Source organism: Mycobacterium sp. D16Q16, from assembly GCF_002013745.1.
Taxonomy (GTDB): Bacteria; Actinomycetota; Actinomycetes; order Mycobacteriales; family Mycobacteriaceae; genus Mycobacterium.
The window spans coordinates 21,179-40,778 of sequence record NZ_MAEY01000028.1 but is presented as its reverse complement, the minus strand read 5'-3'; the positions used below and the strand labels follow the sequence as shown (position 1 = coordinate 40,778).

Below are 19,600 nucleotides of genomic sequence, written 5' to 3'. Positions count from 1 at the left end.
CTTCCCCGTAAACTGGACTAGTCACCACCCCACGCAGGACTCAGCCAGGGAGCCGCACCGTGACCGCACAGCCGATCGAGCTGGAAAACGACCCTCGCGAAGAATGCGGCGTATTCGGGGTCTGGGCCCCCGGCGAAGAGGTGGCAAAACTCACTTACTACGGCCTGTACGCGCTGCAGCACCGCGGCCAGGAGGCCGCCGGTATCGCCGTCGCGGACGGCTCGCAGGTGGTGGTGTTCAAGGACCTCGGCCTGGTCAGCCAGGTATTCGACGAGCAGACCCTCGCCGCCATGCGAGGACATGTGGCGGTCGGGCACTGCCGTTATTCCACCACCGGTTCGGTGACCTGGGAGAACGCTCAACCGGTGTTCCGCACCACCGCCGCGGGTACTGGAATCGCGTTGGGACATAACGGGAACCTGGTCAACACCGCCGAGCTCACCACGCGTGCGCGCGATGCGGGCCTAATCAACTCGAAGACCCCGGGTTTGGCCACCACCGATTCGGACATCATGGGCGCGCTGCTGGCCCACGGGGCTGCGGACGCCACCATTGAGCAAGCGGCCATGTCGCTGTTGCCCACTGTTCGCGGCGCGTTCTGCCTGGTCTTCATGGACGAGAACACGCTGTACGCGGCACGCGATCCGTACGGGGTCAGGCCGCTGTGCCTGGGCCGCCTCGACACCGGCTGGGTGGTCGCCTCCGAAACCGCGGCCCTGGACATCGTGGGCGCCTCATTCGTCCGGGATATCGAGCCGGGCGAGCTGCTCGCCATCGACGCCGACGGGGTGCGCTCCAGCCGGTTCGCCAACGCGACGCCCAAGACTTGTGTCTTCGAGTACGTGTATCTGGCCCGGCCCGACAGCATGCTCGACGGCCGCTCTGTGCACTCGACCCGCGTCGATATCGGGCGCCGGCTGGCTGCCGAACACTCGGTGGACGCCGACCTGGTGATCGGTGTGCCCGAGTCCGGTATCCCGGCGGCCGTCGGATACGCACAAGGCTCGGGCATCCCGTACGGACAGGGACTGATGAAGAACGCCTACGTGGGCCGCACCTTCATTCAGCCGTCGCAGACCATCCGTCAGCTCGGTATCCGCTTGAAGCTCAACCCGCTTCGTGAGGTCATCCGCGGCAAGCGGCTTGTGGTAGTGGATGATTCGATTGTCCGCGGCAATACGCAACGGGCCTTGGTGCGGATGCTGCGCGAGGCCGGGGCGGCCGAGGTGCATGTGCGCATTGCCTCCCCGCCGGTGCGCTGGCCATGCTTCTACGGCATCGATTTCGCTTCTCCGGCAGAGCTTATCGCCAACGCGGTGGAATCGGACGACGAGATGCTCGATGGCGTCCGTACCGCTATTGGTGCCGATAGCCTCGGTTACATCTCGGCCGAAGGAATGGTCGCGGCCACCACGGAGCCCCGTTCGCGGTTGTGCTGCGCGTGCTTCGACGGCAATTACCCGATCGAGCTGCCCAAGGAAATGGCGCTCGGCAAGAACGTGGTCGAGAACATGCTCGCGGCGACCGTGCGGGAGACATCAAGCGACAGTGCGGATTCCGTTCAGGCGCGTTAAGTCTCGCGTCCCCGCGGCGGGTATTCCTCGACGACGGTGACGTCCCGAAGTATCTCGGAGCTCCTCTTGATGAGCTCGACTTGGGTGTCGATCATGCCGTCGAGTGCCGTCATGAAGGAATGTTGAAGGTCTCCGGTCAAGATCACTTCGTCGATCAGCACGAACAGCTCTGCCCTGACCGACGGTGTCTGCTCGTAGACGTTGAGCACGACGGTGGCGGTCGCGCCCTGTAGCCCCTTCGACGTTATCTGGTAGCGGCCCCTGCGGGCAGCGAGAAGTTGTGCCGTGTGGGTGATTTCGACGATTACCCATTCAATGGGCGTCATGAGACCGGCGATTCCGGCCTGCGTGGTGAATTCGTCTCCGACGGCGAAGTCACTGAGCCGACGAGCCTGATCGGCGAAGGCCAGGGGTGCGTGATTGCCGGGTTCGATGTCGTTGGCCGATGGCAGTTCGAAGCTGGCGACCGAAGAAATTTCCTCAAGGCTCCGAGAGAACTCGAAACGCCGTTCAACCGATAGCAAACTTCCCCCCTCGGATTTCCCTGGCCCGAGGTTATGTGATGGAGCGGAAGCGTGCGATGACCGAATTGGGCGAATTACTTGACCGAACGTGCGCCGTTTCGGTACTGGGCCGGGGAAGCGCCCGTCCAGCGCCGGAAGGCGCGAGTAAAGGCGCTCAACTCCGAAAAGCCAAGGCGGATCGACAGATCGCTCAGAGATTCCGTTCCGCCCTCCAGGCTTCTGATGGCCTCAATGCGCAGCGCGGTATCTCTGATCTCTCGCACCGAGGTGCCGAACTCGCTTCGGAGTGAACGCTGGAGCGCAGAGGGCGTCATGTTCAGCGCCGCCGCGATGTCGCCGACGCTGGGAATCCCCTGCCCGATACTCGATGCGACGATTCGCTCGACACGCTCGGGTAGCTGCTGGTGGTAATCGCGGACGTTGAACCAGAGCTGCTCCGGGTGCTCGAGGAGAGACGTGATCTCTTCCTCGGTACGCAGAATTGGAACATCGAGGAGTTCGGAGCCCAGAATTATTGCGGCCGAACCACTACCGAATTCGACCGGAGCCTTGAGGAGGTTGCTGCGATCGGATCGTCCCGCCGGGTGTGCCTGGGGGAGAAGAATGCGTTCCACACAGATGGGCCGCATGATCAACCAGCTCCAGATTTGGACGATGAGCGATAGGGCCCATTCCGTGACCGTGGCGTCGTGCAATCTGAGCGTCGATGCGTCTACCGCCACGGTCGTGAGATCGCCAGATCTGGCCACCGTCATATTCGGTATCAGCGGCATGGCCTCGCGGAACACTGCCCAGCGGGCAAAAGCGGCACCGGCTGTCTGCGATGTCGCGAGGCTGAACATCAGGATCTGCAGCGTCTCGGTCGGGATCGGTTCCGGGCTAATGCCAAAGGACAAGTCCCCCGTGCGGGCGAGGATTTCGCGTGCCATGGCGCGAAGCTGTTCGGGGCTGAGCACCGCGGGCTCACCGGCGAGGAAGCGAGGTGAAACCTGCACATCCATCAGCATTTTGGCCGCGTCCATGCCCTGCTGCTGTGCCAATTCCGCCACCAGAGTGCCCCATCGCGGCGGGATAGACAGCTGCTCCACGTCACCTCCTGAATCAAGATCCAAGAGGTGATCTTGGTATAGATTGTTGCCAGTTTCAACTACCCCGGTACTACGGCACGTCAATTCCATGCGCGCGCAGGGCCTCTGCCACCTTAGTCAGTAGGCGTAGCAGCTCGGTCTGTTCCCTGACGGGAGATCGGACCTTCCCGGTGCCGAAGTGTTGCTGCTCGGCCTCGCCTCGCCGGGCGGGGCCAGGGAATTCGCAGAGAACGCTCGGCGTGAACCTGGCAACGCCGTGATGGTGGGGTTAAAGTCGGCCTGATCTGACGAAGAAGTCGACAAGTTCGGTGACCGTCGTCTCGATCGGGCGTGGCTCGTAGCCCAACTCGGTGCGTGCCTTGGTGATGTCCGCGGTGGGCGATACGGTCAGTTTGTTGAATGCGGCGCGGCTCAGTGCGTCGTTCTTCAGCAGCTTCCCGATGGGTTCGATGACCGGAACCGCAGCGTTGAGCAGACCCATCGGCAGCGTGAACAGCGGGCCGCGCTTGCCTACATGCCGTGCGGCCAGACGGCACACCTGTAACAGGCTGCCCATGTGTCCACCGAGTAGGTAGTTCTCGCCCGTGCGCCCCTTCTCGCCGGCCAGGTACAGCCCGGCCGCGACGTCGCGCGCGTCGACCAGGTCGTACTTGCTGTTCACCATGGCGGGTAGGCGCCCACGCGCACTGTCGAACAACAGCTGGTTGATGCGAGACAGGTTGGGCAGGTCCACCGGGCCGTAGACGCCGGTGGGATTGCCGATGACGGCGTCCAGCCCGGACTCGATGACCTCGCGCACCGCTACCTCGCCACCCCACTTGGAGCGCTGGTAAACGGGTAGGTCGGCACTCGTCGAGCGTGGCGAGTTCTCGTCCAGAGTGGCCACGCTGTTGGAGTAGGAGTCGATAGAGCTGCAATGCACCATGCGGCGGGCGCCGACGGCGAGAGCCGCCTGCGCGACGGTGCGCGCGCCCTCGGTGTTGATGCGCCAGCACAGCTCGTCTTCGTGCTTGAGGGTGATGACGGCCACCAGGTGGTAGACGACCTCGACGCCTTCGAGGGCCTTCGTCATCGAGCCCAGGTCGAGAACATCGCCGGACACCCAGGTCACGGCCTCGCGAGTCTCCGGTGCGCTGGGTACCGCGCGGTCGATGGCGACCACTTCATGCCCGTGCTCCACCAGGAGATTGACTAGGTTGGTACCAATGAAGCCGGCGGCTCCGGTGACGGCAGTCTTCATTCTTTGTCCCTTGTGTGGCTCGGGTGTCATGACCGCCGGGCGCTGGCGCGCTCGGCGGGATCGCAACCAACCTACCTAACGCTCGCTTGGTCGGTCTTGTGACATGTATTGCACCGCACCCCAGCAGGTTGGGGCAAGTGTTGCCATACTCTTCGGATGCGCAAACTGGCCGTGGCCGCATCCGTGCTGCTCGTTGCCGGATGTGGAGTGGGTCGGCCACCAGGAGCCGTCGATGGCGAGTACCTCACGGTCGGCACCACGGACCGCGTGTCCACACTCGATCCCGCGGGGGCCTACGACAACGGCTCGTTCCAGGTCGAGAACCAGGTCTACCCGTTCTTGTTGAACTTCACCCCGGGCACCGATGACCTCAAGCCCGATTTGGCGGCGTCCTGCGGTTTCAAGAACCCCACGCTGTACAGCTGCACGCTCAAGCCGAATACGGTGTTCGCCAACGGGCACAAGCTGACCTCATCGGACGTGAAGTACTCGTATGACCGTGAGCGCGTGATCGACGATCCCAATGGGCCGCAGTCGCTGCTTGCCAACCTTGATCGCGTCGAGACGCCTGACGAGCTGACGGTCGACTTCCGGCTCAAACTTCCCAACGACCAGACCTTTCCTCAGGTGCTTGCCACCAACGCCGGGCCCATCATCGATGAGGAAGTCTTTCCGCCCGACCGGCTGCTCGATGACGACGCCATTGCGCGCGCCGAACCCTTTGCGGGGCCGTACACCATCACCTCGCATAGCAAGAACCAGCTGATAGGCCTGCGGGCCAATCCCACATATGTTGGCGGGCTAGGTAAGCCGCAATGGGAGCTGATCGGTATCAAGTACTACACCGGTGGTGAGAACCTCAAGATCGACATCGAGAATCGAGCCATCGACGTCGCGTACCGGAGCTTGTCCCCGAACGACATCGAGACGTTGCGAGTCAATCCGCGTCTCGCGGTACACGAGGGCCCCGGCGGAGAGCTCAGATACATCGTTTTCAATCTCAAGACCATGCCGGGCGGCACGGATGCGCAGAAGTTGGCCGTCCGCAGGGCCGTCTCCTCGCTGGTCGATCGCGAAGCGTTGTCCCGCAACGTGTACAAGGGCATCTACACTCCGGTCTATTCGGTGGTACCCGACTCGATGTCGGGTGCCGTGGAATCGTTCAAGACGCTCTACGGGGCCAAACCCAATGTAGAACTGGCCCGAAAGTTTTTGTCCGATGCCAAAATTCCAGTTCCGGTGCTGATCAACCTGCAGTACAACCCGGATCACTATGGAAGCAATTCATCCGAGGAGTACGCGGCGGTCAAGGGACAACTCGAATCATCCGGTCTCTTCCAGGTGGATTTGCAGTCCACCGAGTGGGTCGCCTACCAAGAGCGCCGGTCATCGGACTCCTACCCCGTGTATCAGTTCGGCTGGTTCCCCGATTTCCCCGATCCCGACAACTATCTGACGCCGTTTTTCATGCCGGACAACATGTTGGTGAACCACTTCGAGAATGACACCATTACGCGGCTCATCACCGCCGAGGCCACCGAGCCGGACCGGGCCAAGCGCCTGAGCATCATCGGGCAGATCCAGGATCTGATGGCGCGCGACTACATCTCGACGCTGCCGCTGCTCACCGGGAAGCAGATCGCGGTATCGGTGAAGAATGTCGAGGGGATCAAGCTCGGCCCCTCGTTCAAATTCCAGTTCACTCCGCTGACGAAGACCGGCGGCGCCGCATGAGCACCACCCTGCTGCGCTACCTCGGAGTGCGCCTGGCGCTCATCGTCCCGACGGCGTGGATTCTGATGACGCTGGTGTTCGTGCTCATGCGCGGTATCGGCGACCCGATCACCGCGCAGGCCGGCGGCCGACTCACTCCGGCGGAGATCGCCAAGCGCAAGGCTGACGCGGGATTCGACCGGCCCATCTGGACTCAATATTGGGAGTACCTCAGTGGCGTGTTGCGCGGGGACTTCGGGCGCACGTTGACCGACAAGCGCTCGATCACCGACATCATCGTGGTCAACGGCGCCGCCACCCTGGAACTTGCGGTCGGTGCGATCATCTTGGCGCTGCTGGTGGGCATCCCCTTGGGCCGTTTGGCCGCAACGCACCGCGACAAGACCACCGACGTGTTGTTGCGGCTGGCGGCGGTGTTCTTCTACGCCGCCCCGGTGTTCTTCGTCGCGATCCTGCTCAAGCTTTTCTTCTCGGTGAAACTGGGGTGGTTGCCCGCATCCGGGCGCAGCACCGTGGGGACCGAGATCGCGCTGGATGCTATGCCGCACCGCACCCACCTGTTGCTGGTGGACACCGTGTTGTATGGCAACAGTGGGTATTTCGTGGATGCGCTGAAACATCTGGTGCTACCGGTGCTGGCGCTCGGGCTGTTGACCGCTGGGGTGTTCCTGCGATTGGTGCGCGTCAATCTCTTGCAGACGCTGCGTGCGGGGTATGTGGACGCTGCCCGCGCCCGCGGACTTTCCGAGCGAGTCGTCGTGGGGCGGCACGCCTTCCGGAACTCGCTAGTGCCGGTGGTCACGGTGATGGGCATGCAGATCGCGATGCTGCTCGCCGGTGCCGTGCTCACCGAGACGGCCTTTGAGTGGAATGGGTTGGGTTCACAGCTAGCGCATTATCTTTCGGCGCGCGACTTCGTAGCGGTGCAGGGCATCGTCACCGTGATCGCGATCATCGTCGCGGTGATGAGCTTCGTCATCGACGTGGTGGTCGCCTTCATCGACCCGAGGGTGAGGTTCTGATGACGGCATCGGTCAGGGAACCCCTCAGGGGCCGGCTCCGTAGCCTGCCGGGTGTGGGTCTATTGCGTTCCACGCATGGCCTGCAGCGGTTCACGCTGGTGGCGGGCCTGGTTCTCGTCTCAGGATTTATTCTCGTCGCGATACTGGCGCCCCTGCTGGCGCCGTACGGGTTCGCCCAAACCAGCGTGGACAGTATCGATTTCGTGCGGCAGCAGGCCCCGTCCTGGCAGCACTGGTTCGGTACTTCGGTGCGGGGTGAAGACGTGCTTTCGCGCGTGCTGTTCGGAGCCCGTACCGCGCTGCTGGTCATCGTGACCTCGCTGGTGGTTTCCCTGCCGGTGGGTGTGGCCCTGGGCCTGACCTCCGGATACCTGGGCGGTTGGCTGGACCGTGCGCTGGTGCTGGTCACCGACGCGCTGTACGCCATGCCCTCGCTGCTGCTGGCCATCGTGGTGTCGATCGCGGTCACCGGAGGGCAATCCAGCACCGGCGGAGGCATTTTCGCCGCGGCCATCGCCATCATGGCTGTGTTCGTCCCGCAATACTTTCGAGTCGTACGCAACGCCACTGTCGGTATCAAACAGGAGCCGTTCGTCGACGCCGCACGGGTCACCGGGGCCAGCACCCCGCGAATCCTGTTTCGGCACATCCTGTCCAATGTCACCTCGTCATTGCCGGTGATCATCACCCTCAACGGTGCGGAGGCCATCCTCACCCTGGCCGGCCTCGGCTTCCTCGGCTTCGGCATCGAACCCACCCAGGCCGCCGAATGGGGGTATGACCTCAACAAGGCGCTCTCCGATGTGGCGAACGGTATTTGGTGGACGGGAGTCTTTCCCGGTACCGCCATCGTGCTGGTGGTTCTCGGGATGACGCTGGTGGGCGAGAGTCTCAACGAGGTCATCAATCCGCTGCTGCGGACGCGGCGGGGGGACGCATGAGCGAGAAGGAAGCGTTGGCTGCGCTGTCGTTCCAGTCGCTGTCGGTGACGTTCAGCACCGACAGCGGTCCGGTGTCCGCGGTCGAAGATGTGTCGTTTGACGTCAAACCGGGGGAGGTACTTGCCGTCGTCGGAGAGTCGGGTTCGGGCAAGTCGGTGTCCTCGCGTACCGCTATCCGGCTGCTCCCCGACACCGCGCGCATTACCGGTTCGGTCCTGCTCGACGGCCGCGACGTCACCAAACTGTCGGGCCGCGAGCTGACGGCCATGCGTGGCAAGGACATCGCGATGGTTTTCCAGGAGCCCGGAGCGGCACTGGATCCACTGTTCACCATCGGATACCAAGTGAATGAGGCCGTTCGCGCGCATTCGGATATGAGCCGTGCGCAGGCCCGCGCGCGTGTCATCGAACTACTCACACTCGTGCGGCTGCCCGATCCGGAGCGCCGCTACGACTGCTATCCGCATCAGCTCTCGGGTGGCCAGAAACAACGCGTGGTCATCGCGATCGCCATCGCCTGCGACCCCACGGTCATCATCGCCGATGAGCCGACCACCGCCCTGGACGTGACGGTACAAGCCGAAATCCTGGAGCTCCTGCGGGATCTGCGCGACAGGATTGGCAGTGCCATTGTGCTCATCACCCACAACATGGGGGTGGTGGCCGATATCGCAGACCGAGTGGTTGTCATGAAGCAGGGAAAGGTCGTCGAAATAGCCCCGGTGGAACGGCTTTTCGCTGAGCCCGCCGAGCCGTACACCCGCGCGTTGTTGGCGGCGGTCCCGCACCTGGGGCAAGGAGATCCCGAGCATGCGCCCGCGCAGAGTCCGGAATCGGCCGAACCCGTGCTGAAGGTGTCCAACCTCGTCGTGGAATTCCCTGGCCTACTCGGCCGTTCGTCCTTCCGTGCGGTAGACGATGTGAGCTTCAGCATCGGGCGAGGGAAGACCCTGGGGCTGGTGGGGGAGTCCGGATCCGGGAAGTCGACCATCGGCCGATGCGTGGCCGCGCTGCAGCAGCCCGCCTCGGGATCGGTGCGGATGCTCGGGCAGGAGCTCGTCGGCATGAGCCAACGCAAGCTGCGCCCGCTGCGCGCCAAGTTCGGTTTCGTGTTCCAGGATCCGGCGACCTCGCTCAATCCGAAAATGCGCGTGGGCGACTGCATCGCCGAACCCATGCGGGTGCACCGATACGGCGACCAGCGCAAGATTCTGGGCCGCGTCGCGGAGCTGATCGATGCGGTGCAACTTCCGGCAGGCACCGAAAACCGCTATCCACATGAGCTTTCGGGCGGTCAACGGCAGCGCGCCAACCTGGCCCGGGCACTCGCTTTGGGGCCCGACCTCCTGGTCGCGGACGAGCCCACCAGTGCACTGGACGTGTCTGTGCAGGCAGCGGTTCTGGACCTGTTCGAGGAACTGCAGCGTCAGTGGCAGTTCGCCTGCCTGTTCATCAGTCACGATCTCGCGGTGGTGGATCGACTGGCCGACGAGGTCGCGGTGCTACGGCATGGCGTCCTGGAGGAGCTGGGGCCGCGTGGCGAGATTCTGCACAACCCATCGACCGAGTACACCCGCACCTTGGTCGCGGCCGTGCCCGTACCGGATCCCGTAGAACAGCGAGAGCGGCAACGCGCGCGGCAGCGCAGCCGCTAGGAGTCGCCCGCGGCGTGCTCGTGTGACGTTCCGGTGGTGGCCTTCTTGTGGTCACCGGTACCCGAGCTGGAACTGGTGTCCGAATGTCCGGGCTTGCTGTCACCCGTCCCGGCCCCCGATCGTGAGGCTGTCGGGCCGGATCCACCGGCGCTGCCCTTGGATGCGGAAGGATGTTGTCCACCAACGGTATTCGACGCTCCGGGGCGTGCCGGGGAACCGTCGGAGGTGTGCGTTCCGGCCCCGGCGCTCGTGGAGGCCGTGCCGTTCTTCTCGGTCGCCGTCGGTGGCTTCGCTGACTGTGCCGACTTCGTCGAGTCCGAATCGGTTGCCGGGCTGCTGGTCGGGTGGTCGGCGGGTCTGCCTCCCGCCGTTGTCCCACCACGGCCTGCCAGCCCATTGGCGCCGATACCGATTTTCGGCGTGACGCTCATGGACTCATGTGCTGACGGCTTCTTGTCGCCATCCGGCGTGCCCGGCGACTCGCTGACTTTCGTCTCACCCCCCGCCGGGGCGGATGTGGCGGTGGTGCCCCGGTTGGCCTTGGCGCGGTGATCCGGCTCCGGGGAGCTCTTGGTACCCGATGACTGTTCGGCCGGGCCATTGGCAACCGTCACACCGTGAGTTTCGCTGATGGAGACCGATTGGCCGTTGCGCTTCAGCGTGACATCGCGCCCCGCAACCTCAAGGGTGGCCCCCGAAGGCGTGGTGACCGTGGTGCCGGTAGCGGCCTTGCCGCTTGATTCGCGAGATTGCTTGGCGGTGTCCTGCTTTGCATCGGGCCGGTCGTCGATAGTCGCGACGAGCTTGCCGCCCTCGGACACGGTTGTCATGTCGCCGTCCCTGGTCAGAGTGGTGCCGGGATTGGCCTTGACCTGGTCGGCGGAGCGCGGCGCCGACTGGCTGGACTTGAGGTAGTTGGTCACCGCCGAGATGACGTTCTCGGTGTTCAGGCCGTGGTCGACCACACCGTCCCGCGGCACGCCGGGCAGGGAGTGTGCTTCGATATTGACTGCGGTGGAACCCGGTGCCGCGGTGATGAATTGAGACTTGTAGGGCGTGGCCACCACATCGTCCTTGGTGCTCACCACCAGGTAGTCGACGCCAGGTTTGGTGTCCGGCAGCTTGTCGAGCTTCTCCAGGAAGCGGCTGCCCACGGTTTGTTGCGACAGGGACGGCCAGGCCAGTGTGCTGGCGGCCCCGTAGATCGCGTCCCTGACCGGTTTCCAGCCGTTGATGTCGATCGAATTGCCCACAGGGCCAACGAAGTCCGCCAGGCCACTGAAAGTGGTGCCGTGGGTTGACGGAGCAAGCTGAACGACATTGGCCACTCTGTCGGATTTGTCCTGCGCCACGAAATTCTTGATCAGCAGGCCGCCCTGGGAATGGCCCACGAGGTCGACCTTGCCGGCGCCGGTGTGGTCCAAGACTGTCGCGACTTCGTCGGCGAGCTGCTGTGTGGACACCTCGACATCACCGAAGCCGCGCAGCCCGATCTTCTGTCCGATCGACCCGACGAGGCCCTGGAATCCAGTCTGGCCGTACTCGAAGGTGAACGCCTGCATCCCGGCGTCGTGGAGGCTCGTCTTCATCGCATCCCAATACTGCTGATTCTCGGCGGTCCCATGTACCAGGACCACCGGGATGCTCCCCGGCGTGGGGGTGTCGGCGGCGGAAGGGGGAGTCAGTGATTGGGACGTGATCACCGCGTCGAGTCCTTGGCCGTTCGCGCCCGGATTCAGCGAGACGGTGGCCCGCCTGGTGATGGTCAAGGTAGGTGAGGAATCGGAGGCGCCACGCTCCGGGCCGAGTGGTGTCGAGCTGGAGGCCAGGGAAATGAACCCGGACTCCACCGTCAGCGTCATCGGAGCGGACAACGCAATGGCCGGGGTCGCGTGGAGGGCGGCGGGCGCCCCGTCCGTGAGAACCAATGATGCGACGAGGGCCGTGGCCAGCAGGACCCGCAGCCCATCTGCGCGTGGGTGTTGTGAAAGGGGATTCCGGAAGATACCGCTCGCTCGGTGCGATGCCGTCGGCATGAATCAAACGGTAGGTGCTCAGCCGGTAGCTCGCATGTCGAGCGTCCCAATTCTGTTGCAACACTGACAATTTGTGACTGGTGTCACGGCTGGGGGGTTGGATGTGGCCGGGTGGGCGATTAGCCCAGAATCGAGAAGGGTCGCGCCTCCTCGACTTCCAGTGCCAGCTCAAGCAATGTTCGCTCGCTGCCCCGGCGGCCACTGAACATCACCCCAATGGGTAGGCCGTCCGGATCCTGGCCGAGTGGAAGCGATATCGCCGGTGCGCCGGAAGCGTTGTGCATCGGCGTGAACCCCACATATGAGCCGAGTTTGTCCAGCAGCACCTCGGGATCCTGATCCGGGGTGAGGTACCCGATGCGCGGGGTGGTGTGGGTGAGCACCGGAGTGAGCACGGCATCGATACCGGAGTTGAATCCGCGTTCGTATACCCGGGCGGAGGCGGCCAGCCGGGCCAGGAACAGCGGCGTGCGATACGACCGCCTAACGAACCTGCGGCTGAGTCCGAGCGTCAGCGGGTCCAGCCGGGAGCCGTCGAATCCGTCGAACAGCCGGGAGCCGCCCTTCGCGACGGCGAACGCCAAGAAGGACCAGTAGTCCTCGAAGTCGGTCTTGAACGAGGGCAGCACGGCGGGCGTATATGGCTCGACGGTGTGGCCAAGGGATTCAAGCATTTCCGCGGCGGAATTCACCGCTTGCCGGGTCGCGGTATCCGTGGCCGGAGTGAAAGGGGAATCCATACACAGACCGATGCGCAGCCGGCGCTGCACCGGGCGGTCCACGCGGCCGATCGGCGGCAGCTTCGGATTGCGGTAATGCAGTTCGGCCGCTTCGAAGAACCGCGCGCAGTCCCGCACGCTGCGCACCAGCACCCCGTCGGCGACGATCTTCACGGGCGCCGAGCTGCTTGATGGATCGCCCAAAAGTCTTCCGCGACTGGGCTTGAGGCCAACTAGTCCGCAGACCGCTGCCGGAATCCGGATGGAGCCGCCGCCGTCGTTACCGTGTGCGATGGGCACCACGCCGGCCGCCACCAGGGCCGCCGAGCCACCTGAGGACCCACCGGCGGAGAAGTCCGTGTGCCACGGATTGCGGGTGACCGAGCCCCCCGAACGTTCCGTGCTGGCGGACCAGCCGTATTCCGGCATGGTCGTCGAGGCGATGGGCACGACACCGGTGCTGAGAAACTGTTGGGTGAATGGCCCGTCGACAGTCTGCAGCGTCGGTGCGATCGCCGCTGAGCCTTCTGTCAGCGGCATTCCCGCCACGTGGATATTGCACTTTGTCGCGGTGGGTACGCCCCGAAAGGCAATGAACGTCCCGGCACCGGCCTCGGCTGCCTCTGCCCGCTCCCGCGCCCGCGGAAAGTCCTTGAACTCCACCGCATTGAGCGCCGGATTGACCCGTTCCAAGCGGACGATAGCGGCCTCGGCGCATTCGGCCGCGGTGACCTCGCCGGAGGCAATGCGCTCGGCCACCCCGGTGGCATCCAGGTCGCCGAGAGCGTCCTCGGTGAATGCCGAAACGACGTGCGTGCGCGTCACTTAATTCCTCCTAGATAGGCGACGATCGCGTTGGTGAGCCCTCGACGGGCCTCCTCCAGATCCGAATAGGTTCCCAGCTGCTTTTCCGACACAAGCCCACGCATGGCACCCGGAATGAAGGCCGCCACCTCGCGCACCCGGACTGGATCCACATCCAGGCCTTCGAACGCCTGCTGGCACGCTCGCGCCCAACGATGCTTCCATGACGCCAGCTCGGCGGCGGTGTGGGGGTATAGCCGTTCCAGCTCGGCGGATTCGTGGGGCAGTGCGCGGCGCAGGTTCTCGATGGCGCGGGAGTCCGGTGCGGTCAAACCCCGATAGAGGGTCTCGACGATTGCGCTGACCCGGCGATCCAGTGGGCCCTCCGGATCGGACCGCCAGGGCTGCTCGCCCCGGCGCTCGGCGGTGCGCTGCAGGACCGCGGCCCACAGTCCGTCGATATCACCGAACTGGTACTTGACCGCTCCCCAGGTAGCGCCGCATTCCTTGGCGATTTTATTCGCCGACACCGCCGCCGGATCGCCCGAGGCAAGCACGCGCAGCGCAGCGTCGAGCATGCTCTCGCGGGTCGCCAGGCCGCGACGATTAGCTCGTCGTCCGGTGGCCACCACTTCGCTCATTTCAGTGATGTTAGCGGTCCAAGATTTGTCATAGAAGTATCTGTGAAAAGTCGATGGATTGGATTACTGTCACCGCGTAAGGAGGTTCCGATGCCGAAGCCGCCGTTGTCGATGAAGCCCACGGGGTGGTTCCAGGTTGCCTGGTCCGCGGAGATCGCGGTCGGCGCTGTGCATCGGATGACCTACTTCGGGTGTGAGATGGTGGCCTGGCGCGCGCAGTCGGGTGAGCTCGCCGTCATGGATGCCTACTGCGAGCATCTCGGTGCGCACCTCGGGCACGGCGGGCACGTTGAGGGCGATCGCATCGTCTGCCCCTTCCATGGCTGGGAATGGAACCGTGAGGGCAAGAACGTGTGCATCCCCTACGAGAAGCGTCCAAATCCATTGCGGCGTATTCGAAGTTATCCGGTAGTGGAACGCAACGAGGCGGTCTACATCTGGCATGACGTCGATGGCCGCGAGCCGTACTTCGATGTCCCGGACGTCTTTACCGGATTCGCAGATGGCAGCAGCGCCCAGGATTACTACCCGGGATATCCGTACAGCACCCTGTATCGGGAACGGCTGCAACTGCATCCGCAGTATGTGCTCGAAAATGGGGTCGATTTCGCGCATTTCAAGTACGTGCATAAAACGCCGTTCATCCCGACGTTCACCCGGCAGGAGTTCGAGGAGCCCATCTCCTATGTCGATTTCACCATTGCCTTCGACGAGATACCGGGCATGTCGGCTGAGGATATGAGGAGCGGAGTGCAGGCCATCAACGGCGGCTTAGGAGTTGCCGTCACCAAGAGCTGGGGGATGATCGACAACCGCACCGTGTCCGCGGTGACCCCGGTCGACGACCAGACCTGCGATGTCCGATTCACCGTCTTCATCGGACGACCACCGGGGGACGGCCCTGGCGAGACCAATGAGCCATCCCAGACCGCAAAGACCTTCGCGCAGGCCATTATCGACCAGTTCCTCGCCGACATCCACATCTGGTCGCACCAGCGGTACTCAGACCCGCCCGCCCTGGTGCGGGCCGAATACGAAGGCTTTATCGCCCTACGGAAATGGGCGACCCAGTTCTATCCGGAGGAAGTCCGAGCATGAGTGGAATCAGGGTTTTTCAGGTGGCGACCGGAAATGTCGGCACCGAGATGATCAAGCGTATCGCCCAGCATCCCGATCTGGAGTTGGCCGGATTACATTGCTACTCAAGAGAAAAGATCGGCCGGGACGCCGGCGAGCTCGTGGGGCTGGAACCCAACGGAGTTATCGCCACCGGCACTGTCGAGGAGATCATCGCCGCCAGGCCTGATGTGCTGACCTTCCACGGTGTGTTCCCCGACGAAGATCTCTACGTGAAGGTGCTCGAGGCGGGCATCGACATCGTGACCACCGCCGACTGGATCACGGGGCACCATCGCAACCAGAACCACCCGCATCCCTCGGGCCGACCCACCACTGAGGTCTTGCAGGCCGCGTGTGAACGGGGTGGATCCACCTTTTACGGCACCGGGATGAATCCGGGTCTGACGCAGATCCTGGGCGTCGTCCACTCCTGCGACGTCGCCGAGATCGAGAACGTGACCGTCATCGAATCGGTGGATGTGTCCTGCCACCATTCGGTGGACTCCTGGGAGATGGTCGGATACGGGCGCCCCGTAGCGGACCCGGAGATCCCGGCGCTCCTGGAGAAGGGCACCCGTGTCTTCGCCGACGGGGTGTATCTGATGGCCGACTGCTTCGGCCTGGAACTCGACGACGTCACGTTCTCCTATGAGCTGGGGGCCTGTACCGAGGACATCGACCTCGGGTGGTACCGGTTGCCCAAGGGCTCCCTGGGCGCCAACTATCTGAAGTACCAAGGGATCGTAGATGGGGTACCCAAGGTGGAGGTGCATGTTGAATGGCAGATGACCCCGAAGACTCAGCCGCACTGGAACGTCAAGGGCTGCTACATCACGAAAATCCAGGGCGATCCCTGTGTCTACAGCAAGCACATGGTCATTCCCAGGCCCGGCACCGACTTCTCCGACCCCGCCGCCTTCGCGTCCGTCGGGATGACCGTCACGGGTCTGCCCGCGCTCAATGCCATCCGGAGCGTCATCGATGCCCCGCCGGGCATCCTCACCTCGGCCGACCTGCCACTGCGCGGATTCGCGGGGCGGTTCAAGTAGGGCTGTGCGGACACCGCTGCCAGCCGGGACGGGTAGCCTAAGGCCCGTTATGAGCGAGCGAGCCGACAAACCCAGTAACTCGTACGCCGCGGCCGGGGTGGATATCGAAGCCGGCGACCGGGCGGTCGAGCTGTTCAAGAAATCCGTCGCCAAGACGCATCGCCCCGAGGTGTTGGGCGGTATCGGCGGCTTCGCCGGGCTGTTCGCCCTCAAGGGCGGATACCGCGAGCCGGTGCTCGCGGCCTCCACCGACGGCGTGGGCACCAAGATCGCCGTGGCGCAGGCCATGGACAAACGCGACACCGTGGGCCTCGATCTGGTGGCCATGGTCGTCGACGACCTGGTCGTGTGCGGCGCCGAGCCGCTCTTCCTGCAGGACTACATTGCCGTCGGCAAGGTGGTGCCCGAGCGCGTCAGTGAGCTGGTCGCCGGCATCGCCGAGGGTTGTGCCATCGCGGGCTGCGCGCTGCTCGGCGGCGAGACCGCAGAACATCCGGGTCTGATGGCTCCCGATGACTTCGACCTGTCCGCCACGGGTGTCGGCATCGTGGAAGCAGATCGGGTACTAGGACCGGACCGGGTGCGCCCGGGCGATGTCGTGATCGCGATGAGGTCCTCGGGGCTGCATTCCAACGGATACTCGCTGGCGCGGCATGTGCTGCTGGAAATCGACCGGATGGACCTGTTCGGACAGGTCGAGGAGTTCGGTCGCACTCTTGGTGAGGAGCTCCTCGAGCCCACGCGCATCTACGCCAAGGACTGTCTGGCGCTGGCCGCCGAGACCGAGGTGCGGACCTTCTGCCACGTCACCGGTGGAGGCCTCGCAGGCAACCTCGCCCGCGTGATCCCCGATGGATTGGTCGCCGAGCTGGACCGCGGTAGTTGGACCCCCGGCCCGATCTTCGCGATGATCGCCCAGCGCGGCCGCATCGAGCGTGCCGAGATGGAAAAGACCTTCAACATGGGAGTCGGCATGGTCGCCGTCGTCGCACCCGAAGATGTCGACAGGGCGCTCGCGGTCCTGACCGCACGGCACATCGACTGCTGGACCCTTGGCGCCATCAAGAAGTCAGCCAAGGATTCGGGCAGCGAGAATGCCGTGCTGGTGGGCCAGCACCCAAGATTCTAGGGAGAGGTGCCGTGCCTGGTCGCTGTCAGCGGCGCCAGGCGTCCTCGTCTTCGGTCCAGCGGTCGCTGGTGCGGTCGTCATCCGGCTGAGATGACGGAGCGCCGGAGAGTTCACGGCGGAGCTGCTCGAGATCCGTGTTAGGAGAGCTGTATTTCAGCTCGCGAGCAACCTTGGTCTGCTTTGCCTTTGCCCGGCCGCGGCCCATGGGGGAACCCCCTCGCGCAATAGCGGAGCGGCCCAATTTCAGGGCGGCTCCGGTGGAGTGTTTTTATCGATCCTGACGATAGTTTAGCGTGCCGATCCACCAACTGCTGCACGCCCTAACCACCCGGTTGACCGGGCCCTTGTCGCAGACGGTTGATCGCCTCGCGTCCTCGCTGCTCACCCTGCAGGTCGGGCAGTAGATCGAGGTCGATAGCGGCTGGTGACGGCCCTGCTGTGAGGGGCGTCGTATCGCCGTGTGCGAGGGCGTCGACGACCGAGCGTTTGAGTAGGGCCAGGGCTATCGGGCCCAGGTCAACATGGTCGACCACCGAGCCCACCCGGCCGACGGAACGGCCGCCCGCCGCCACCTCGTCGCCCGTGGACGGCCGATCGGCAGAGCCATCGAGATGTAGCAACACCAGCACCCGCGGTGGCTTGCCCAGATTGTGTACCCGGGCCACCGTCTCCTGTCCGCGGTAGCAGCCCTTTTCCAGGTGCACCGCCCGGGGATCGTCGTCGACCGCGATCCATGCCACCTCATGCGGGATGGTCCGCTCGTCGGTATCCAGGGTCAGCCGTGGGCGCGCGGCCGCGATCCGGAGTGCCTCGAACGCCCAGAGACCGGCGGGGCGTACCCCCAGCCGGTCTGCCAGGTCGTGTCCCGGGGGAACCAGGAGGTCGAACGTCGCATCGGGGAGCGGCCACGGCATACGCCTGATGAGGCCGCCGCCGGGCAGGGCGACCGCGCGGTCGAGTTCAGGGAGCGTTGCGATCCCCAGCTTTCCGGCGAGGTTGACGCTGTCCGGTCCCAGCAGGGTCAAGACCTTCAGATCGGACGACGAGACCTCCACCTTCGCCCAGAACACCATCTTGGCGAGGAAGTCCTTAAGGGCCTGGCCCCGCCATGGCTCGGTGTCCAGGTAGGTAATGCCGTCCAGATCGGTTTGTACCCAGTGGTCTTCGACACGTCCCTGCCCGTCGAGGCTGAGGTTTTCTCGCGTTTCGCCGTCCCGTAGGCCGGTGACGTGCTGGCTCGAGATGGTGTGCAGCCAGCTCAGCCGCTCGGTGCCGGACAGGGCGATGACGGGGCGTGTTGACCGATCGATGAGGACGGCACCGGTCAGGGCCGCGCGCTGCTCGCCGAGGGGGTCGCCGTAGTGCCACACCGCGCCGGCGTCGGGGTTACCTTCAGGTACGTAGATGGCCGTCATGATGTTTCCAACTCTACGGCCGCTAATCTCATTGCCCATGGCGGTAGCGGTGCTGGTCACACTCGACGGTGAAGTGCATGACCCCTCGGTGCCGCTGTTGTATGCCGACGAGCTTGCCGCTGTTCGCGGAGATGGCGCGTTCGAGACGCTGCTGGTGCGCGGCGGAACGGTCTGCAAGCTGGACGCGCACCTGGATCGGATGGCCGCATCTGCCGCGTCAATGGATCTGGCCGAGCCCGACCGGCCTGCCTGGCGTGCGGCCGTCGAGGTCGGTGTGCGGCAATGGAACTCGATATCGACCGACGATGCGATGCTGCGGCTCGTCTTCACCCGTGGACGCGAAAGCGGCGGGGGCGCAACGGCATATCTGACCATCGCGCCGGTTCCGGAACGATCGTTGGTGGCGCGGCGTGACGGCGTCTCGGTGATCACCCTGGATCGCGGACTGCCCGCGCGGCCCGCCGAACCGCTGCCCTGGCTGCTATCGGGGGCAAAGACGCTGTCCTACGCGATCAACATGTCCGCCCTGCGATATGCCGAAACTCAAGGGGCTCAAGACGTCATCTTCGTCAGTTCGGATGGGTTCGTGCTTGAGGGGCCCCGATCGACGGTCATCGTGGACACCGGCGACGCACTGATCACCCCGTTCCCGGAGCATGGGATTCTGCACGGAACCACGCAGCGGGCGCTCTTCGAGGTGGCCGCGGCCGAGGGCATCCCGTGCCGGTACGAGGCCGTGAGACCCGCTGATCTCGTTGTTGCCCAGGATGTTTGGATGTTGGCCAGTATCACTCTCGCGGCCCGGGTGCGCACGCTCGACGGTGCCAACCGTCCGGCGGGGCCGCTGGCGGTGCGGTTGCCCGAGTTGGTCGACAAGGCCATCGCGCTCTAGTTCTGCTCGGCGGAGAAT

At 64.4% G+C, this 19,600-nt stretch carries 17 protein-coding genes and 1 pseudogene; 9 read left to right on the top strand and 9 right to left on the bottom strand.

Going from position 1 to position 19,600, the window contains the following annotated elements:
• The first annotated feature begins 59 nt into the window (after window positions 1-59).
• A complete protein-coding gene (gene purF, locus B4394_RS23505) occupies window positions 60-1,574 on the top strand; it encodes an amidophosphoribosyltransferase (protein ID WP_078312754.1) in 1,515 nt (504 codons plus the stop codon).
• Here the strand turns inward: purF and B4394_RS23500 are convergent.
• The 4 genes and pseudogenes from B4394_RS23500 to B4394_RS23490 form a co-directional block, all read right to left on the bottom strand.
• A complete protein-coding gene (locus B4394_RS23500) occupies window positions 1,571-2,098 on the bottom strand; it encodes a hypothetical protein (RefSeq protein ID WP_078312755.1) in 528 nt (175 codons plus the stop codon). The genes purF and B4394_RS23500 overlap by 4 nt on opposite strands.
• Before the next feature lie 74 nt (window positions 2,099-2,172).
• On the bottom strand, window positions 2,173-3,186 hold the full coding sequence (locus B4394_RS23495) for an AraC family transcriptional regulator (RefSeq protein WP_078312756.1): 1,014 nt from the start codon (window positions 3,184-3,186) through the stop codon (window positions 2,173-2,175).
• A gap of 70 nt (window positions 3,187-3,256) precedes the next feature.
• A pseudogene (locus B4394_RS25290) lies at window positions 3,257-3,334 on the bottom strand (MarR family transcriptional regulator); the annotation flags it as partial.
• 120 nt (window positions 3,335-3,454) lie between these two features.
• The gene (locus tag B4394_RS23490) at window positions 3,455-4,426 is read right to left on the bottom strand and encodes an NAD-dependent epimerase/dehydratase family protein (protein WP_078316425.1); all 972 of its coding nucleotides are present in this window, start codon (window positions 4,424-4,426) and stop codon (window positions 3,455-3,457) included.
• A gap of 207 nt (window positions 4,427-4,633) precedes the next feature.
• Between B4394_RS23490 and B4394_RS23485 the strand changes: the two genes are divergently transcribed.
• From B4394_RS23485 to B4394_RS23470, 4 genes are read left to right on the top strand one after another with little or no spacing between them, the layout of a single operon-like run.
• A complete protein-coding gene (locus B4394_RS23485) occupies window positions 4,634-6,160 on the top strand; it encodes an ABC transporter substrate-binding protein (protein WP_078312790.1) in 1,527 nt (508 codons plus the stop codon).
• Complete coding sequence (locus B4394_RS23480) at window positions 6,157-7,182, top strand: ABC transporter permease (protein ID WP_078312758.1); 1,026 nt, start codon at window positions 6,157-6,159, stop codon at window positions 7,180-7,182. Before B4394_RS23485 ends, B4394_RS23480 begins: the two co-directional genes overlap by 4 nt.
• Window positions 7,182-8,123: an ABC transporter permease gene (locus B4394_RS23475; RefSeq protein ID WP_078312759.1), complete on the top strand. Its 942-nt coding sequence runs from the start codon at window positions 7,182-7,184 to the stop codon at window positions 8,121-8,123. The genes B4394_RS23480 and B4394_RS23475 overlap by 1 nt, the downstream gene beginning before the upstream one ends.
• On the top strand, window positions 8,120-9,778 hold the full coding sequence (locus tag B4394_RS23470) for an ABC transporter ATP-binding protein (RefSeq protein ID WP_078316424.1): 1,659 nt from the start codon (window positions 8,120-8,122) through the stop codon (window positions 9,776-9,778). The genes B4394_RS23475 and B4394_RS23470 overlap by 4 nt, the downstream gene beginning before the upstream one ends.
• Here B4394_RS23470 and B4394_RS23465 read toward each other — a convergent pair.
• The 3 genes from B4394_RS23465 to B4394_RS23455 all read right to left on the bottom strand — a co-directional run bounded on the left by B4394_RS23465 (window position 9,775) and on the right by B4394_RS23455 (window position 13,915).
• Window positions 9,775-11,814, bottom strand: a complete 2,040-nt coding sequence (locus B4394_RS23465) for an alpha/beta fold hydrolase (protein WP_078316423.1) — start codon at window positions 11,812-11,814, stop codon at window positions 9,775-9,777. The genes B4394_RS23470 and B4394_RS23465 overlap by 4 nt on opposite strands.
• Before the next feature lie 119 nt (window positions 11,815-11,933).
• Window positions 11,934-13,358 carry an amidase gene (locus B4394_RS23460; RefSeq protein WP_078312762.1) on the bottom strand — a complete coding sequence of 475 codons (1,425 nt, stop codon included), beginning with the start codon at window positions 13,356-13,358 and terminating at the stop codon, window positions 11,934-11,936.
• On the bottom strand, window positions 13,355-13,915 hold the full coding sequence (locus B4394_RS23455; protein ID WP_502688425.1) for a TetR/AcrR family transcriptional regulator: 561 nt from the start codon (window positions 13,913-13,915) through the stop codon (window positions 13,355-13,357). The genes B4394_RS23460 and B4394_RS23455 overlap by 4 nt, the downstream gene beginning before the upstream one ends.
• Before the next feature lie 153 nt (window positions 13,916-14,068).
• Here B4394_RS23455 and B4394_RS23450 point away from each other — a divergent pair, with 153 nt between their 5' ends.
• The 3 genes from B4394_RS23450 to purM are packed head-to-tail and all read left to right on the top strand — an operon-like array spanning window position 14,069 to window position 17,275.
• Window positions 14,069-15,076 (top strand): 3-ketosteroid-9-alpha-monooxygenase, oxygenase component, encoded by a 1,008-nt coding sequence (locus B4394_RS23450; protein ID WP_078312764.1) that lies wholly within the window; start codon window positions 14,069-14,071, stop codon window positions 15,074-15,076.
• On the top strand, window positions 15,073-16,146 hold the full coding sequence (locus B4394_RS23445; RefSeq protein WP_078316422.1) for an NAD(P)H-dependent amine dehydrogenase family protein: 1,074 nt from the start codon (window positions 15,073-15,075) through the stop codon (window positions 16,144-16,146). Before B4394_RS23450 ends, B4394_RS23445 begins: the two co-directional genes overlap by 4 nt.
• Before the next feature lie 49 nt (window positions 16,147-16,195).
• The gene (gene purM, locus B4394_RS23440; RefSeq protein ID WP_078312766.1) at window positions 16,196-17,275 is read left to right on the top strand and encodes a phosphoribosylformylglycinamidine cyclo-ligase; all 1,080 of its coding nucleotides are present in this window, start codon (window positions 16,196-16,198) and stop codon (window positions 17,273-17,275) included.
• Between the two features lie 25 nt (window positions 17,276-17,300).
• Here purM and B4394_RS23435 read toward each other — a convergent pair whose 3' ends face one another.
• Both B4394_RS23435 and ygfZ read right to left on the bottom strand, forming a co-directional pair.
• Window positions 17,301-17,480 (bottom strand): DUF3073 domain-containing protein, encoded by a 180-nt coding sequence (locus B4394_RS23435; protein WP_078291719.1) that lies wholly within the window; start codon window positions 17,478-17,480, stop codon window positions 17,301-17,303.
• A gap of 115 nt (window positions 17,481-17,595) precedes the next feature.
• On the bottom strand, window positions 17,596-18,690 hold the full coding sequence (gene ygfZ, locus B4394_RS23430; RefSeq protein WP_078316421.1) for a CAF17-like 4Fe-4S cluster assembly/insertion protein YgfZ: 1,095 nt from the start codon (window positions 18,688-18,690) through the stop codon (window positions 17,596-17,598).
• 37 nt (window positions 18,691-18,727) lie between these two features.
• On the opposite strand from ygfZ, the gene B4394_RS23425 reads away from it, so the two are divergent.
• Entirely contained in the window at window positions 18,728-19,582 is an 855-nt protein-coding gene (locus tag B4394_RS23425) for an aminodeoxychorismate lyase (RefSeq protein WP_078312768.1), read from the top strand.
• Window positions 19,583-19,600: the final 18 nt, after the last annotated feature.

What these genes read in the sequence shown, in the direction of transcription:
- B4394_RS23490 (WP_078316425.1), bottom strand. Translation starts at nt 4,426, where the DNA reads ATGAAGACTGCCGTCACCGGAGCCGCCGGCTTCATTGGTACCAACCTA.
- B4394_RS23475 (WP_078312759.1), top strand. Translation starts at nt 7,182, where the DNA reads ATGACGGCATCGGTCAGGGAACCCCTCAGGGGCCGGCTCCGTAGCCTG.
- B4394_RS23470 (WP_078316424.1), top strand. Translation starts at nt 8,120, where the DNA reads ATGAGCGAGAAGGAAGCGTTGGCTGCGCTGTCGTTCCAGTCGCTGTCG.
- B4394_RS23450 (WP_078312764.1), top strand. Translation starts at nt 14,069, where the DNA reads ATGCCGAAGCCGCCGTTGTCGATGAAGCCCACGGGGTGGTTCCAGGTT.
- B4394_RS23425 (WP_078312768.1), top strand. Translation starts at nt 18,728, where the DNA reads ATGGCGGTAGCGGTGCTGGTCACACTCGACGGTGAAGTGCATGACCCC.
- B4394_RS23435 (WP_078291719.1), bottom strand. Translation starts at nt 17,480, where the DNA reads ATGGGCCGCGGCCGGGCAAAGGCAAAGCAGACCAAGGTTGCTCGCGAG.
- B4394_RS23455 (WP_502688425.1), bottom strand. Translation starts at nt 13,915, where the DNA reads ATGCTCGACGCTGCGCTGCGCGTGCTTGCCTCGGGCGATCCGGCGGCG.
- ygfZ (WP_078316421.1), bottom strand. Translation starts at nt 18,690, where the DNA reads ATGACGGCCATCTACGTACCTGAAGGTAACCCCGACGCCGGCGCGGTG.
- purM (WP_078312766.1), top strand. Translation starts at nt 16,196, where the DNA reads ATGAGCGAGCGAGCCGACAAACCCAGTAACTCGTACGCCGCGGCCGGG.
- B4394_RS23465 (WP_078316423.1), bottom strand. Translation starts at nt 11,814, where the DNA reads ATGCCGACGGCATCGCACCGAGCGAGCGGTATCTTCCGGAATCCCCTT.
- B4394_RS23445 (WP_078316422.1), top strand. Translation starts at nt 15,073, where the DNA reads ATGAGTGGAATCAGGGTTTTTCAGGTGGCGACCGGAAATGTCGGCACC.
- B4394_RS23480 (WP_078312758.1), top strand. Translation starts at nt 6,157, where the DNA reads ATGAGCACCACCCTGCTGCGCTACCTCGGAGTGCGCCTGGCGCTCATC.